We start from the raw sequence: 15,027 nt of genomic DNA, 5'->3' as shown, positions 1-15,027 counted from the left end.
GGGGTTCTGATGGGAGGGGAAAACCCGAGGGGCTCGGTCGGCCGACCGAGCCCCTCGAAACGTTCCCGGCCCGCCGGGGACCGGGATGTCACCTGCCGGTGAGCGCGGTGTCAGAAGAACACCCCGCAGCGCAGCAGTACATTCGCGTACGGCCGTGCCTCGCCGGTCCGGACGATCAGCCGCGCCCCGGCCGACAGCTCCTTGAGCCGCTCGTGCGGGACCAGCTCCAGTTCGGGGAACTCCCCCTCCAGCAGCGCGGCCGCCGCGGGATTGGCGTCGCGGACCTCCTTCGCGGCCGTCGCGCCCTCCACCACCAGCTCGGCCAGCAGCCCGTCCAGCACCACGGCGAACGACGGCACGCCCGCCCGGAAGGCCAGGTCCACGACGCGGGGCCCGTCGGGTATCGGCATGCCCGCGTCGCAGACCAGGACGCCGTCGCCGTGGCCCAGCTCGGCGAGGGCGCCGCTGAGGTGGCGGTTCAGGATTCCGGCCCTCTTCACAGCGCGTCGACCTGCGCCGCCGTAGGGAAGGACACCTGCGCGCCCTGCCGGGTCACGGCCACCGCACCGACCCGCGCCGCGTACGCCGCCGCCTCGGCCAGGGGCGCGCCCGTGCCGAGCCGCCACGCCAGCGCGGCCGTGAACGCGTCGCCCGCGCCCGTCGTGTCCACCGCGTCCACCTTCACGGCCGCAATCCGCGTCATGCCCTGTGCGGTGGCCACCAGCGCGCCCTCGGCACCCAGGGTCACGACCACCGAGCGGGGGCCCTTGGCCAGCAGGATCCGCGCCCAGTCCTCGGGGGTCTCGCCCACCGCGGAGTCGCCGAGGATCACCTTCGCCTCGTGCTCGTTCACGATCAGCGGGTCGCAGGCCGTCAGCACCTCGGTGGGCAGCGGTCGGGGCGGGGACGGGTTCAGCACGAACCGGCTGCCCTCCGCCAGGCTGCGGACCACCTCGACGACCGTCTCCAGCGGGATCTCCAGCTGGGCCGAGACCACCCGGGAGGCGTGGAAGAGGCTCGCGGCGGCCCGGACGTCGCCCGGGGCGAGCCGGCCGTTCGCGCCCGGCGAGACGACGATGCTGTTGTCCCCGGACGGGTCCACGGTGATCAGCGCGACGCCGGTCGGCGCGCCGCCGACCAGGACGCCCACCGTGTCGACGCCGGACTCCCGCTGCGAGTCGAGCAGCAGCCTACCGTGCGCGTCGTCGCCGACGCGGGCCAGCAGGGCCGTGCGGGCACCGAGCCGGGCGGCCGCGACCGCCTGGTTCGCACCCTTGCCGCCCGGGTGGACGGCCAGATCGGAGCCGAGCACGGTCTCGCCGGCACCAGGCCGACGCTCGACGCCGATCACCAGGTCGGCGTTGGCCGACCCTACGACCAGAAGGTCGTAGTCGTACATGAGATCGCTCCCCTGATAGGTCCCCGTAGTGACGTGCGGCGGGCGGCCGCCGGCAGGTCCATGCTGCTCCAACGACCGCCCACCTGTTCGCCGTTCCCCGATGCCGGCCGGACAAGGCCGACGTCGGCGGATGTCAGCCGCTGAAGCCCGCCACGTTCTCCTTCGTGACCACCTTCACCGGCACCTTCACGGTCTGCTGGACCTTCTCGCCCTTCAGCGCCTTGAGCGCGTTGTCCACGGCGATCCTGCCCAGCTGGGTCGGCTGCTGGGCGACGGACGCGTACAGCGAGCCGCCCTCGACCGCCTTCAGGCCGTCCGGCGTGCCGTCGAAGCCGACCACCGAGACCGACTTGCCGGCCTTGGAGCCCAGCGCCTTGACCGCGCCGAGCGCCATCTCGTCGTTGGCGGCGATGACGCCCTGGACGTCCGGGTGGGCCTGGAGCAGGTTCGACATCACGTCGAGGCCCTTGGTGCGGTCGAAGTCGGCGGGCTGCTGGGCGACGACCTGGATGCCCGGGAAGGCCTTGAGGCCGTTGGCGAAGCCCTGGGCGCGCTCACGGGCGGCGGACGTGCCCGCCTGGCCCTGGAGGATCACGATCTTGCCCTTGCCGCCGAGCTTCTCGGCGATCGACTTGGCGGCGAGCTCACCACCGGCCACGTTGTCGGAGGCGACCAGGGCGCTCGTCTTCGCGTTGTTGACCACGCGGTCCACGGCGATGACCGGGATGTCCGCCTTGTCGGCGGCCTTCACGGAGTTGCTCGCGGCGTCCGAGTCCACCGGGTTGACGATGATCGCGCCGACGCCCGAACTGGTGAAGTTCTGCAGCTGGTTGGCCTGCTGGGAGGCGTCGTTCTGGGCGTCCGTGACGGTCAGGTCCACACCCAGCTTCTTCGCCTCGGCCTGGGCGCCCGCCCGGATCTGCACGAAGAAGGGGTTGTTGAGCGTCGACAGGGACAGGCCCATCTTCTGGTGGGACGACGCGGAGGAACCGTTGTGCAGGAAGGAGGTCGCCCCCACGATCGCCACGGTGACGACCGCCGCGAGCGCGTACGTCCCCGCCTGCTTGCCCTTGCCGCCCGCAGAAGCGCCGCCCGCCACCGGGGTCGCCCCGGCCTTGCGGCGCAGCGTGTCGAAGAGGACCGCCAGCGCGATCACGACACCGATGACGACCTGCTGCCAGAACGCGGACACGTTGAGCAGGTTCAGGCCGTTGCGCAGCACCGCCAGGATCAGCGCGCCGATCAGCGTGCCGGACGCCTTGCCGGTGCCGCCCGCGAGCGAGGCGCCGCCGATGACGACCGCAGCGATGGCGTCCAGCTCGTAGCCGTCGGCGGCCTGGGGCTGCGCCGAGGACAGGCGCGAGGCCAGCACGACGCCGGCGACGGCGGCGAACACGCCGGACAGGGCGTAGATGGCGAGCTTCTGCTTCTTCACCCGCAGCCCGGACAGCCGCGCGGCCTCCTCGTTGCCGCCGATCGCGTACATCGAGCGGCCGATGTAGGTCCGGCCGAGCACGAACGCGGCGATCAGGCCCATCACGATCATCACGAGGACCGGCACCGGCAGCCAGCCGCCGAGCGTGTCACCCAGGTGGGAGACGGAGTCGGGGAAGGCGATCGGGGAGCCCTCGGAGATCACCAGCGACAGACCGCGGGCCACCGAGAGCATCGCGAGCGTCGCGATGAACGGCGGGAGCTTGCCGTAGGCGATGAGGAAGCCGTTGACGAGACCGGCCGCGATGCCGGTCGCGACGGCCAGCAGCACCGCTATGACGACCGGCACGCCGTGTGACGTCGCCGTCCAGGCCAGGACGGTGGCCGACAGGGCCGCCACCGAGCCGACCGACAGGTCGATGCCCGCCGAGACGATGACGAAGGTGACGCCGAAGGCCAGGACGGCGGTCACGGCCGCCTGGACGCCGACGTTGAGCAGGTTGTCGGGGTCAAGGAAGTCGCCCGACAGCGCCGACATGGCGATGACGAGGACGATCAGCGCGGTGAGCGCGCCGTTGTCCAGGAGCAGACGGCGCAGGCCGTTCGTGGCGCCACCGGCGCCCGTAGTGCTCTTGAGCGTGTCAGTGGCCACGAGCGGCCTCCTTGTCGGACGTGGAGTTGCTGACGTCGGTCGTGGTGGGGTTGCTGACGGCGAGTGCCATCACGGAGTCCTGGGTGGCCTCGTCGGCGGACAGTTCGCCCGCGATCCGGCCCTGGGCCATCACCAGCACCCGGTCGCTCATGCCGAGCACCTCCGGCAGATCGCTGGAGATCATCAGTACGGCGGCTCCGGCGGCCGTGAGGCGGTTGATGAGCTGGTAGATCTCGACCTTGGCGCCGACGTCGATGCCGCGCGTCGGCTCGTCGAGGATGAGCACCTTGGTGTCGGCGAGCAGCCACTTGCCGATGACGACCTTCTGCTGGTTGCCGCCGGAGAGGGTGCGCACATGCTGGCCGAGCCCGGCCATCCGCACGCCCAGCTGCCCGGCGATCCTCGCGGCGGCCTCCCGCTGGCCCTTGAGGTCGACGAGCCCCGCGCGCGTGGCGGCCCGCATGGTCACCAGCCCGAGGTTCTCCTCGACGGACGCGTCCAGCACCAGGCCCTGGCCCTTGCGGTCCTCGGGGATCAGCCCGATGCCGGCCGCCATGGCGGCGTTGACGTCATGCCCCTTCAGGGCCGTCCCGGCGACCTTCACGGCACCCTTGTCGTACGGGTCCGCCCCGAACACGGCCCGCACGACCTCGGTGCGTCCGGCGCCGACGAGCCCGGCGATGCCGACGACCTCCCCGGCGTGCACCTCGAAGCCGACGTCGTGGAAGACACCGTCGCGGGTCAGCCCCTCGACCGAGAGCAAGGCGGCGCCCTTGTCGGCCCGTTCACGCGGGTACTGCTGCTCGATGGAGCGGCCCACCATGAGCCGTACGAGCTCGTCCTGCGGTGTGGAGGCGGGGACCTGTCCGACGCTCTTGCCGTCCCGGATGACCGTGACCCGGTCGCCCAGGGCGGCGATCTCCTCCAGGTGATGCGTGATGAAGACGATCCCGACCCCGTCCTCGCGCAGCTTGCGCACGATGGCGAAGAGCTTGTCGACCTCCTCGGAGGTGAGCACGGCGGTCGGCTCGTCCATGATGAGCACGCGCGCGTTCAGGCTGAGCGCCTTGGCGATCTCGACCATCTGCAGGCGCGCGATGCCGAGTTCACGCACACGCGCGCGTGGCGACACGTTGACGCCGACCCGCTTCAGCAGGACCTCGGCGTCGGCCTCCATCGACTTGCGGTCGATCATCCCGAAGCGGCGCGGCTGGCGCCCCAGAAAGATGTTCTCGGCGACCGTCAGATCCGGAACGAGGTTGAACTCCTGGTAGATGGTGGCGATCCCGAGGCGCCCGGAGTCCTGCGCACCGTGGATGCGCGTCTCCTCGCCGCCGACCAGGATGCGCCCGGCGTCCGGTGTGTAGGCGCCGGAGAGCATCTTGATGAGGGTGCTCTTGCCGGCACCGTTCTCACCGAGAAGGACGTGCACCTCGCCCCGGCGCAGATCGAAGTCGACGCCGTCCAGCGCGACCACGCCCGGGAAGGTCTTCCGTATGCCCTCGATACGCAGCAACTCGTCCTGGTTGCTCACGACGTGCTCCTTTGCACTGGGGTGGGGTTCTCGCCGCAGGAGCGGCGTACGACGAGGCGGGCGGGGAGCGTGACGGACTCGCCGGGCCGTCCCTCGATGCGGTCCACCAGGGCCCGTACGGCGGCCCGGCCCAACTCGCCCGTCGGCTGGGCGATGGCGGTGATCGGCGGATCGGTGTGCACGAACCACCGGATGTCGTCGAACGCGGCGAGCGCGAGGTCGTCCGGTACGCGCAGGCCACGCGCGCGTACGGCGTCCAGCGCGCCGAGCGCCATCAGGTTGTCGGCCGCGAAGACGACCTCGGGCGGCTCGGGCAGGTCGAGGAAGCCCTCGGTGACCTGCCGGCCGCTCTCGGCCTGGAAGTCGCCCTGGCCTATGTAGGCGTCGGGGAGTTCGAGGCCGTACGCGCCGAGTGCCTCCCGGAAGGCCTCCACGCGCTCGCGTCCGGTCGTGGTGGCGGCGGGCCCCGCGATGATCGCGAGCCGCCGGTGCCCGAGCCCGTGCAGATGAGCCACGAGATCCCGTACGGCACCGCGCCCGTCCGACCGGACCACCGGCACGTCCACGCCCGGGATCCATCGGTCCACGAACACCATGGGCGTCCCCGCCCGCGCCGCGTCCAGCATCAGCGGGGAGCCGCCGTCGGTGGGGGAGACGAGGAGTCCGTCGATGCGGCGGTCCAGCAGGGTCCGCACGTGATGGTCCTGGAGGTCCGGCCGCTCGTCGGCGTTGCCGATGATGACGCTGTAGCCGAGCGCGCGGGCCTCCTCCTCGACGGAGCGGGCCAGCTCGGTGAAGTAGGGGTTCATCACGTCGCTGATGACCAGGCCGAGGGTGCGGGTCTGGTCGGTGCGCAAGGAGCGGGCGACGGCGTTCGGGCGGTAGCCCAGGGTCTCGACGGCGGCCAGCACACGCGCGCGTGCCTCGGCGCTGACCGACGGATGGTCGTTCAGGACGCGCGAAACCGTGGCGACGGATACCCCCGCCTCGGCAGCGACGTCCTTGATGCTCGCCATCGCCGCTCCACCTCCTTGTGGATCGTTCGTGGTCGATGGTCGTGGAATCGATTACATCGACGTGTACGGAGGATTGGAATCGATTACACGGGCGTTAATCAACCCCTCAACCACATGCCGAGACCGGATCGTGATGTCGGCCCTGTGCTGTCGCGGCGCGCTCCGCGGCGGTCCAGCCTGGAAGTGCGGGGGCGTTTCCCCAGGGCCCTCGCGGGCCGGAGCGGAGGACTCATGACGGCAGCGACTCGCGATGACGTACCCGTCGTCGTCGGCGGCGACGGCGTGGAGGTGCGCACCAAGCCCCTCGGCGGCGGCCTGTCCGTCGGCTACATCAGCCTGCCCGAGGGCACGGACATGGGTCCCGCCCTCAAGGGCCTCGAAGGCGACGCCTGCCCATGCCCGCACTGGGGCTACCTGCTCAAGGGCCGGCTCCGGATGCTCACACCCCAGGGCGAGGAGTACTACGAGGCGGGCCAGGCGTACTACTGGGGTCCAGGCCATGTCCCCGTGGCCCTGGAGGACTGCGAGCTCGTGGAGTTCTCGCCGACGGAGGACTTCAGGAAGGTCATCGACCACGTGAAGTCGCAGGCGGGGTGACGGCTGCCGGCAGCCTTGTCCACACCCTTCCCGCATTGTCGTACCCGACCGGTAGCGTCGGATCATGTCCAATCAGGCGGGGACTTCCACGGGCGAGCGGCGACTGGCGGTGCTCGAAGGCGTCCTGGAGCGAATCACGTACGCCAACGAGGAGAACGGCTACACGGTCGCCCGCGTCGACACCGGCCGTGGCGGCGGCGACCTGCTCACGGTCGTCGGCGCGCTGCTCGGCGCCCAGGTCGGCGAGTCCCTGCGGATGGAGGGGCGTTGGGGCTCCCACCCGCAGTACGGCAAGCAGTTCACCGTCGAGAACTACACGACCCTCCTGCCGGCCACCGTCCAGGGCATCCGGCGCTACCTCGGCTCCGGCCTGGTCAAGGGCATCGGCCCGGTGTTCGCCGACCGGATCACCCAGCACTTCGGCCTGGACACCCTGAAGATCATCGAGGAGGAGCCCAAGCGCCTCATCGAGGTCCCCGGCCTCGGCCCGAAGCGGACCAAGAAGATCGCCGACGCCTGGGAGGAGCAGAAGGCGATCAAGGAGGTCATGCTCTTCCTGCAGACCGTCGAGGTGTCCACCTCCATCGCCGTACGGATCTACAAGAAGTACGGCGACGCCTCCATCTCCGTCGTGAAGAACCAGCCCTACCGGCTGGCGTCCGACGTCTGGGGCATCGGCTTCCTCACCGCCGACAAGATCGCCCAGTCCGTCGGCATCCCGCACGACAGCCCGGAGCGCGTGAAGGCCGGCCTCCAGTACGCCCTGTCGCAGGCCACCGACCAGGGCAACTGCTACCTCCCCGAGGAGCGGCTGATCGCGGACGCGGTCAAGCTGCTCCAGGTCGACACGGGCCTCGTCATCGAGTGCCTGGCCGAACTCGCCCAGGTCCCGCAGGACGGCGGCGACCCGGGGGTCGTACGGGAGAAGGTGCCCGGTCCCGACGGCCACGCGGAGCCCGTGACGGCCGTCTATCTCGTCCCCTTCCACCGCGCCGAACTCTCCCTCTCCGCCCAGCTCTTGCGGCTGCTGCGCACCGACGAGGACCGGATGCCGGGGTTCCATGACGTGGCCTGGGACAAGGCGTTGGGGTGGCTGAAGGGCCGTACGGGCACGGACCTCGCGCCCGAGCAGGAGGCCGCCGTCAAGCTGGCGCTGACGAAGAAGGTCGCCGTGCTGACCGGTGGCCCCGGCTGCGGCAAGTCCTTCACCGTGCGCTCGATCGTGGAGCTGGCCCGCGCGAAGAAGGCCAGGGTCGTGCTGGCCGCCCCCACCGGCCGCGCCGCCAAGCGCCTCGCCGAGCTGACCGGCGCCGAGGCCTCCACCGTCCACCGCCTGCTGGAGCTCAAGCCCGGCGGAGACGCGGCCTACGACAAGGACCGGCCGCTCCAGGCCGACCTGGTGGTGGTCGACGAGGCGTCCATGCTGGACCTGCTGCTGGCCAACAAGCTGGTCAAGGCCGTACCGCCGGGCGCCCATCTGCTCTTCGTGGGGGACGTGGACCAGCTGCCCAGCGTCGGCGCGGGGGAGGTCCTGCGGGACCTGCTCGCCGACGGCGGCCCGATCCCGGCGGTGCGCCTCACGCGCGTGTTCCGCCAGGCCCAGCAGTCCGGCGTGGTGACCAACGCGCACCGGATCAACGCCGGACAGCAGCCCGTCACCGACGGCATGAAGGACTTCTTTCTCTTCGTCGAGGACGACACGGAGGAGACCGGACGGCTCACCGTGGACGTGGCGGCGCGTCGGATTCCGGCCAAGTTCGGGCTGGACCCGCGCCGGGACGTCCAGGTGCTGGCTCCCATGCACCGCGGCCCGGCCGGCGCGGGCACGCTCAACGGCCTGCTCCAGCAGGCCATCACACCGGGACGCCCCGATCTCGCGGAGAAGCGGTTCGGCGGCCGGGTCTTCCGCGTCGGCGACAAGGTCACCCAGATTCGCAACAATTACGAGAAGGGAGAGAACGGCGTCTTCAACGGCACCGTGGGTGTCGTCACCTCGCTCGACCCGGTCGACCAGCGCCTCACCGTGCTGACGGACGAGGACGAGGAGGTGCCGTACGAATTCGACGAACTGGACGAACTGGCGCATGCGTACGCGGTGACGATCCACCGTTCACAGGGGAGTGAATATCCCGCTGTGGTGATCCCCGTCACCACGGGAGCATGGATGATGCTCCAGCGGAACCTGCTCTACACGGCGGTCACCCGGGCCAAGCAGCTGGTCGTCCTCGTGGGTTCGCGCAAGGCCATCGGCCAGGCGGTGCGCACGGTGTCGGCCGGGCGCCGCTGCACGGCGCTCGACTTCCGGCTCGCGGGCTCCTGAATCCTGCTTTTCGGCCCCCCGCCCGGCCCCCTTCTGACCTGCCGTTTCGTGAGGCAGTGAAAAAAATGATCGATCAAATGAGTCGTGAAGGTCACAGAGCACTTCCAGATGGGGAAAGCAGGGGGCAGGATGGCAGGTTGGCGGCACTCAGTGCCGCCAATAGGCCCAATGGTCGACCCCGAGTGCACTCTTCTGAGCCGAATGGGGGAGGCTAGAGACAGTCAGGGCAACCTCGAAGATGAGGCACAACGTCGGTGAGGGAAGACGTGAGCGACAACTCTGTAGTACTGCGGTACGGCGACGGCGAGTACACCTACCCGGTGATTGACAGCACCGTCGGCGACAAGGGCTTTGACATCGGCAAACTCCGGGCCCAGACCGGCCTGGTGACGCTGGACAGCGGTTATGGCAATACCGCCGCCTACAAATCCGCCATCACCTACCTCGACGGCGAGGCGGGCATCCTGCGGTACCGCGGCTACCCGATCGAGCAGCTGGCCGAGCGCTCCACCTTCCTGGAGGTGGCCTACCTGCTGATCAACGGTGAGCTGCCGTCCGTCGACGAGCTCTCGACCTTCAAGAACGACATTACGCAGCACACCCTGCTGCACGAGGACGTCAAGAACTTCTACAAGGGCTTCCCGCGCGACGCCCACCCGATGGCCATGCTGTCGTCGGTCGTCTCGGCGCTGTCGACCTTCTACCAGGACAGCCACAACCCGTTCGACGAGACGCAGCGCAACCTCTCGACGACCCGCCTGCTCGCGAAGCTCCCGACGATCGCGGCGTACGCGTACAAGAAGTCGATCGGCCACCCGTTCGTCTACCCGCGCAACGACCTCGGTTACGTCGAGAACTTCCTGCGGATGACCTTCTCGGTGCCGGCGCAGGAGTTCGAGCTGGACCCGGTCGTCGTGGCCGCCCTCGACAAGCTGCTGATCCTGCACGCGGACCACGAGCAGAACTGTTCGACGTCGACGGTCCGTCTGGTCGGCTCGTCGCAGGCGAACATGTTCGCGTCGATCTCCGCCGGTATCTCCGCGCTCTGGGGCCCGCTGCACGGCGGCGCCAACCAGTCCGTCCTGGAGATGCTGGAGGGCATCCAGGCGAGCGGCGGCGATGTCGACTCCTTCATCCGCAAGGTGAAGAACAAGGAGGACGGCGTCCGCCTGATGGGCTTCGGCCACCGGGTCTACAAGAACTTCGACCCGCGCGCCAAGATCATCAAGGCCGCCGCGCACGACGTCCTCTCCGCCCTCGGCAAGTCCGACGAGCTGCTGGACATCGCCCTGAAGCTGGAAGAGCACGCGCTCTCCGACGACTATTTCGTCTCGCGCAGCCTCTACCCGAACGTCGACTTCTACACCGGCCTGATCTACCGCGCCATGGGCTTCCCGACCGAGATGTTCACGGTCCTGTTCGCCCTGGGCCGCCTCCCGGGCTGGATCGCCCAGTGGCACGAGATGATCAAGGAGCCGGGTTCCCGCATCGGCCGCCCGCGCCAGATCTACACGGGCGTCGTCGAGCGCGACTTCGTGCCGGTCGAGGAGCGCTAGACGCTCCGCTGCGGGGGCGCCGCTTGTCGGTGTTCGGTCGGTGGCGGTGTGTTTTGGGCTTCGGCCGCGCGACGGCCGGGCTTCTTCGGGGTTGGGCCTCGTGGCCGCAGGGTTGCGAGGTCGGCCGGGGGTCCGGGGGGTTGCCCCCGGGCGGCACGGCCACGGGTGTTGTCGAGTGCGACTTCGTGCCGGTCGAGGAGTGCTGGACGCTCCGCTGAGGGGGCGCCGCTTGTCGGTGTTCGGGTCGCGCTCGCGCGGCCGGTAGCCGCATATCGATCGCTCGCGCGGCCGTAGCCGCGTATCGATGCAGTCCCGCGTCCCTTTGGGGCGCTGGGTGCCGCGTCCCAGGCAGAAAGAAGGAAGGCGCCCTGGCGCCGGTCCCCCCACGGGCCGACGTCCAGGGCGCCTTCCCATGTCCCGGTGCGGATTCCCCCCACGGGATCCGGCCGGGCGTCTGAGAGAGCAGCGCCTGAATCGCTGTCTTTCGGTATTGCGTTGAGCAGAACGAGCAAAACTCGTCGTACTCATGGTTGGTGCGGTCTGCCGGGACAGCGCACGGTCGGGAGGGCCGCTCAAAGCTTCCCGACGTACGTGCCCCGGCAACGCAACTCTGAGGAAGTCCCCCAAGACATCCTCAGATGCCAGTTGGCGCCCCCCAAGACGCTCCCTGACATCGTCAACTTAGACCTTCGAACCCCTTCGATGGTTACGTTCACTTCACTGTGATCTGCGTCTCTTGCATATGTCCGTTAGATACGCAAGAGACCCGATATGGCGATCGGGACTCAAGCGTAAGGATGATGCGCGAGCCTTGTGAAGAGCTTATGTGAGCCGGGCGTCGGACTCCAGAGGTGCCCAGCGGGGTTCTTACTACGAATTCACCGGAACGTCCGGAGTCGAAGGCTGTTCGACACCACGAACACCGAGGAGAACGCCATCGTGGCCCCCGCGATCATCGGGTTCAGCAAGCCCGCCGCGGCCAGTGGCAACGCGGCGACGTTGTACCCGAAGGCCCACACGAGGTTGCCCTTGATCGTGGCCAGCGTCCGCCGGGACAGCCGGATGGCGTCCGCCGCCACCCGTAGATCGCCGCGCACCAGCGTCAGATCGCTCGCCTCGATCGCCGCGTCCGTGCCCGTCCCCATGGCCAGACCCAGATCGGCGGTGGCGAGCGCGGCCGCGTCGTTGACGCCGTCGCCGACCATGGCCACGCAGCGCCCCTCGCTCCGCAGCCGCCGTACCGCCTCGACCTTCTCCTCCGGCAGGACCTCCGCGATCACCTGATCGATACCGACCGCGTCCGCCACCGCCTCGGCGACCAGCCGGTTGTCCCCGGTCAGCAGCACCGGCGTCAGCCCCAGTGCGCGCAGCTCGCGCACCGCCTCGGCGCTGGTTTCCTTGACGGTGTCCGCGACGGCCACGACACCTCGCGCCGCTCCGTCCCACCCGACCACGACAGCCGTACGACCGCCCCTCTCGGCCTCGTCCCGGGCCCGGGCCAGCTCCGTGGGCAGCGCGTCGAAGAGGCGCCCCACGGCCACGTCATGGCCTTCCACGCGCCCGCGAACGCCCCGGCCGGGGACGTTCTCGAACTCCTCGACCTCCGGCAGGGGGCCGAACCGGTGGTCGGCGCCGGCGGCGACCGCCCGGCCCACGGGATGCTCGGAGGCATGCTCCACGGCGCCCGCGAGCCGCAGCACCTGCTCCTCGTCGGCGCCCTCGGCGACGTACACCTTCTGGAGGGTCATACGGCCGGTGGTGACCGTGCCGGTCTTGTCCAGGACGACGGTGTCGACCCGGCGTGTGGACTCCAGCACCTCGGGGCCCTTGATGAGGATGCCGAGCTGCGCCCCGCGTCCGGTGCCGACCATGAGGGCCGTGGGGGTGGCCAGGCCCAGGGCGCACGGGCAGGCGATGATCAGTACCGCGACGGCCGCGGTGAACGCGGCGACCGTGTCGTCGGTGAGGCCGAGCCAGGCGCCGAAGGTGGCGACCGCGAGGACGATGACCGCCGGGACGAAGACCGCGGAGATCCGGTCGGCGAGCCGCTGCACCTCGGCCTTGCCGTTCTGCGCGTCCTCCACCAGCCTCGCCATCCGCGCGAGCTGGGTGTCGGCGCCGATCCGGGTCGCCTCGACGACGAGCCGCCCGCCCGCGTTGACCGTGGCCCCGGTGACCGCGTCCCCGACCGCGACGTCCACCGGCACCGACTCGCCGGTCAGCAGGGCGGCGTCCACCGCGGAGGCACCCTCGACGACGGTGCCGTCGGTGGCGATCTTCTCGCCGGGCCGTACGACGAACCGGTCCCCGACGGCCAGCCGGTCGACCGGAACGCGGACCTCGCGTCCGTCGCGCAGCACGGCGACGTCCTTCGCGCCCAGCTCCATCAGGGCGCGCAGGGCCGCACCCGCGCGGCGCTTGGAGCGGGCCTCCAGATAGCGGCCGAGGAGGATGAAAGTGATGACGCCGGAAGCCACTTCGAGGTAGATCTGCGAGGCGCCGTCCGTGCCCGAGACGGTGAACTCGAAGGTGTCGTGCATGCCGGGCATGCCCGCGTCGCCGAAGAAGAGCGCCCACAGCGACCAGCCGAACGCCGCCAGCGTGCCCATCGAGATCAGCGTGTCCATGGTGGCCGCGCCGTGCCGGGCGTTCGTGAACGCGGCCCGGTGGAAGGGCAGTCCGCCCCAGACGACGACCGGCGAGGCGAGGGTGAGCGCGAGCCACTGCCAGTTGTCGAACTGGAGGGCCGGGATCATCGACAGCGCGATCACGGGGGCGGCGAGCAGGGCGGAGACGGTGAGGCGTTGGCGGTAGTCCGTCAGTTCGGGGTCTTCCGGAGCCTGCTCCGGCCCGTGCGTCGCGGGTTGCGGGGGAGCGGGCTCCTCGGCGGTGTACCCCGTCTTCTCCACGACGGCGATCAGGTCGGCGACCTCGATGCCCGCGGGGTAGCTGACCTTGGCCTTCTCCGTCGCGTAGTTCACCGTGGCGGTCACGCCGTCCATGCGGTTGAGCTTCTTCTCGACGCGTGCCGCGCAGGAGGCGCAGGTCATCCCGCCGATGAGCAGCTCGACGTCCGAGGTGGCGGCGCTGTCGGCCGTGCCGGGCGCAGGTGTCGCTGCGGCCGTACCGGTCGCGCCGGCCGTCCTCGCTATCGGCGGTTCGTCCGTGGTGCTGGTCATGACCAGACTCAGGCCTTGGCGACCAGTTCGAAGCCGGCCTCGTCGACGGCCGCGCGCACGGCCTCCTCGTCGAGCGCGGCCGCGGAGACGACGGTGACCTCGCCGGTCGAGGCGACGGCCTTCACCGAGCTGACACCGGGGAGTTCGGAGATCTCGCCGGAAACGGCCCCTTCGCAGTGCCCGCAGCTCATGCCGCTCACCTTGTAGACGGCGGTGACGGAACCCGAGGTGTCGGTCTGGGCGGTCATGTGGTTCTCCTCGTCGAGGCATGTGGGGCTGAGGGGACCCGGGGGGTCCCTTCGCCTCAACGGTATACCCCTACGGGGTACTGCTCAAAGAGGGGTGGTCCCTGTCGGTACAGCACGCGCGTTCGGCGTGTACCGCGCTCTCGCCCGGGATGCGGGTGTGCCCGGGGCGGGAGACAGTGGGTCGCGGGGTCCCCCCCGAATCCGGGAGCTGATCCATGCACACCTATCGGTACCGGCCCATCACGTCGCGGTACGGGCCGCCTCGCCCTGGCCGAGGTTGTCGCCCACCAACGGGTCGAGGTAGCGGATCAGGGCGTTCTTCAGCTCTTGGACGTAGGCGTCGCGCTCCGCGCCCTCGTGGGCGAGCACCAGCTCCAGGCCCGCCTTGTACAGGCCCAGGCACATGTGGGCGGTCCGGGCGAGGACGGCCGGGTCGGCGTCCGGCAGGAACGACAGGAGCAGGCCCTCTATCCGGGACAGCAGGGTCGCGTGCAGGGCGTCGTGCTCCTCGGCCATGCGGCCGGGGATGTCGGGGCCGTGCATCAGCGCGAAGAACACCGGGTGCGCGCAGTTGAAGGCGATGAACCGGTCGACGGCCGCGCCGACGGCCTCATTCAGCGGGGTCGCGGGATCGACCGGAGCGAGCGCCTCGCCGTACATCTCACGCAACTCGTGCATGAGCCGGTCGCCGAGCTCGATGGCGATCGCTTCCTTGTTCGGGAAGAACTGGTACAGCGTGCCGGGTGAGACGCCGGCTTCGCGGGCGATGGCGTTGGTGCTGGCGGCGGTGTAGCCGGTGGTGCTGAAGACGGTGGCCGCGGCTTCGAGCAGCTGGGCGATACGGCGCTCACCGCGGGCCTGACGGCGGCGCGGCTGCTCCTTCTCCTGGCGGTCCTGGTTGCCCTGGCTGTCCTTCTCCCGGTTGGCGGACACGAGTTATCCCCAGCTTTCCGAACGCGATTGACAAACGCGAGTGGTCGCTCGCATTCTAGAGAAACGCGAGCGATGTCTCGTGTTTGCCAGTCTATGGCAGTGGCGGCTCCATGCCGCCTCGCTTGCACGGCACGGATCAGGGTGAAGGGGACACCGCAC

Annotated in this window: 11 protein-coding genes; 3 read left to right on the top strand and 8 right to left on the bottom strand. The window is 70.0% G+C overall.

Going from position 1 to position 15,027, the window contains the following annotated elements; translation table 11 throughout:
• Positions 1-110: 110 nt before the first annotated feature.
• From rbsD to EAO75_RS36415, 5 genes are all read right to left on the bottom strand, one after another.
• Positions 111-500 carry a D-ribose pyranase gene (gene rbsD, locus EAO75_RS36435; protein WP_147999409.1) on the bottom strand — a complete coding sequence of 130 codons (390 nt, stop codon included), beginning with the start codon at positions 498-500 and terminating at the stop codon, positions 111-113.
• A complete protein-coding gene (locus tag EAO75_RS36430; protein WP_147999408.1) occupies positions 497-1,399 on the bottom strand; it encodes a ribokinase in 903 nt (300 codons plus the stop codon). The genes rbsD and EAO75_RS36430 overlap by 4 nt, the downstream gene beginning before the upstream one ends.
• Before the next feature lie 133 nt (positions 1,400-1,532).
• On the bottom strand, positions 1,533-3,485 hold the full coding sequence (locus EAO75_RS36425; protein ID WP_147999407.1) for a substrate-binding domain-containing protein: 1,953 nt from the start codon (positions 3,483-3,485) through the stop codon (positions 1,533-1,535).
• Entirely contained in the window at positions 3,475-5,019 is a 1,545-nt protein-coding gene (locus tag EAO75_RS36420) for a sugar ABC transporter ATP-binding protein (RefSeq protein ID WP_147999406.1), read from the bottom strand. The genes EAO75_RS36425 and EAO75_RS36420 overlap by 11 nt, the downstream gene beginning before the upstream one ends.
• Positions 5,016-6,035 carry a LacI family DNA-binding transcriptional regulator gene (locus EAO75_RS36415; protein WP_147999405.1) on the bottom strand — a complete coding sequence of 340 codons (1,020 nt, stop codon included), beginning with the start codon at positions 6,033-6,035 and terminating at the stop codon, positions 5,016-5,018. Before EAO75_RS36415 ends, EAO75_RS36420 begins: the two co-directional genes overlap by 4 nt.
• A gap of 231 nt (positions 6,036-6,266) precedes the next feature.
• On the opposite strand from EAO75_RS36415, the gene EAO75_RS36410 reads away from it, so the two are divergent.
• The 3 genes from EAO75_RS36410 to EAO75_RS36400 all read left to right on the top strand — a co-directional run bounded on the left by EAO75_RS36410 (position 6,267) and on the right by EAO75_RS36400 (position 10,508).
• On the top strand, positions 6,267-6,632 hold the full coding sequence (locus tag EAO75_RS36410; RefSeq protein WP_147999404.1) for a hypothetical protein: 366 nt from the start codon (positions 6,267-6,269) through the stop codon (positions 6,630-6,632).
• Between the two features lie 64 nt (positions 6,633-6,696).
• A complete protein-coding gene (locus EAO75_RS36405) occupies positions 6,697-8,952 on the top strand; it encodes an ATP-dependent RecD-like DNA helicase (RefSeq protein ID WP_147999403.1) in 2,256 nt (751 codons plus the stop codon).
• A 266-nt stretch (positions 8,953-9,218) separates the two neighbouring features.
• Positions 9,219-10,508, top strand: a complete 1,290-nt coding sequence (locus tag EAO75_RS36400) for a citrate synthase (RefSeq protein ID WP_147999402.1) — start codon at positions 9,219-9,221, stop codon at positions 10,506-10,508.
• An 878-nt stretch (positions 10,509-11,386) separates the two neighbouring features.
• On the opposite strand, the gene EAO75_RS36395 is transcribed toward EAO75_RS36400, so the two are convergent.
• The 3 genes from EAO75_RS36395 to EAO75_RS36385 all read right to left on the bottom strand — a co-directional run bounded on the left by EAO75_RS36395 (position 11,387) and on the right by EAO75_RS36385 (position 14,868).
• Positions 11,387-13,687: a heavy metal translocating P-type ATPase gene (locus EAO75_RS36395; protein ID WP_147999401.1), complete on the bottom strand. Its 2,301-nt coding sequence runs from the start codon at positions 13,685-13,687 to the stop codon at positions 11,387-11,389.
• An 8-nt stretch (positions 13,688-13,695) separates the two neighbouring features.
• Positions 13,696-13,935 (bottom strand): heavy-metal-associated domain-containing protein, encoded by a 240-nt coding sequence (locus EAO75_RS36390; protein WP_147999400.1) that lies wholly within the window; start codon positions 13,933-13,935, stop codon positions 13,696-13,698.
• Positions 13,936-14,175: 240 nt separating this feature from the next.
• The gene (locus EAO75_RS36385) at positions 14,176-14,868 is read right to left on the bottom strand and encodes a TetR/AcrR family transcriptional regulator (RefSeq protein ID WP_147999399.1); all 693 of its coding nucleotides are present in this window, start codon (positions 14,866-14,868) and stop codon (positions 14,176-14,178) included.
• Between the last annotated feature and the right edge of the window lie 159 nt (positions 14,869-15,027).

This window comes from Streptomyces sp. UW30 (assembly GCF_008042075.1).
Taxonomy (GTDB): Bacteria; Actinomycetota; Actinomycetes; order Streptomycetales; family Streptomycetaceae; genus Streptomyces.
This window is presented reverse-complemented; position numbering and strand designations above follow the sequence as displayed.

Coding starts and splice junctions, on each gene's coding strand:
- EAO75_RS36430 (WP_147999408.1), bottom strand. CDS start 1,399: ATGTACGACTACGACCTTCTGGTCGTAGGGTCGGCCAACGCCGACCTG.
- EAO75_RS36415 (WP_147999405.1), bottom strand. CDS start 6,035: ATGGCGAGCATCAAGGACGTCGCTGCCGAGGCGGGGGTATCCGTCGCC.
- EAO75_RS36410 (WP_147999404.1), top strand. CDS start 6,267: ATGACGGCAGCGACTCGCGATGACGTACCCGTCGTCGTCGGCGGCGAC.
- EAO75_RS36405 (WP_147999403.1), top strand. CDS start 6,697: ATGTCCAATCAGGCGGGGACTTCCACGGGCGAGCGGCGACTGGCGGTG.
- EAO75_RS36395 (WP_147999401.1), bottom strand. CDS start 13,687: ATGACCAGCACCACGGACGAACCGCCGATAGCGAGGACGGCCGGCGCG.
- EAO75_RS36390 (WP_147999400.1), bottom strand. CDS start 13,935: ATGACCGCCCAGACCGACACCTCGGGTTCCGTCACCGCCGTCTACAAG.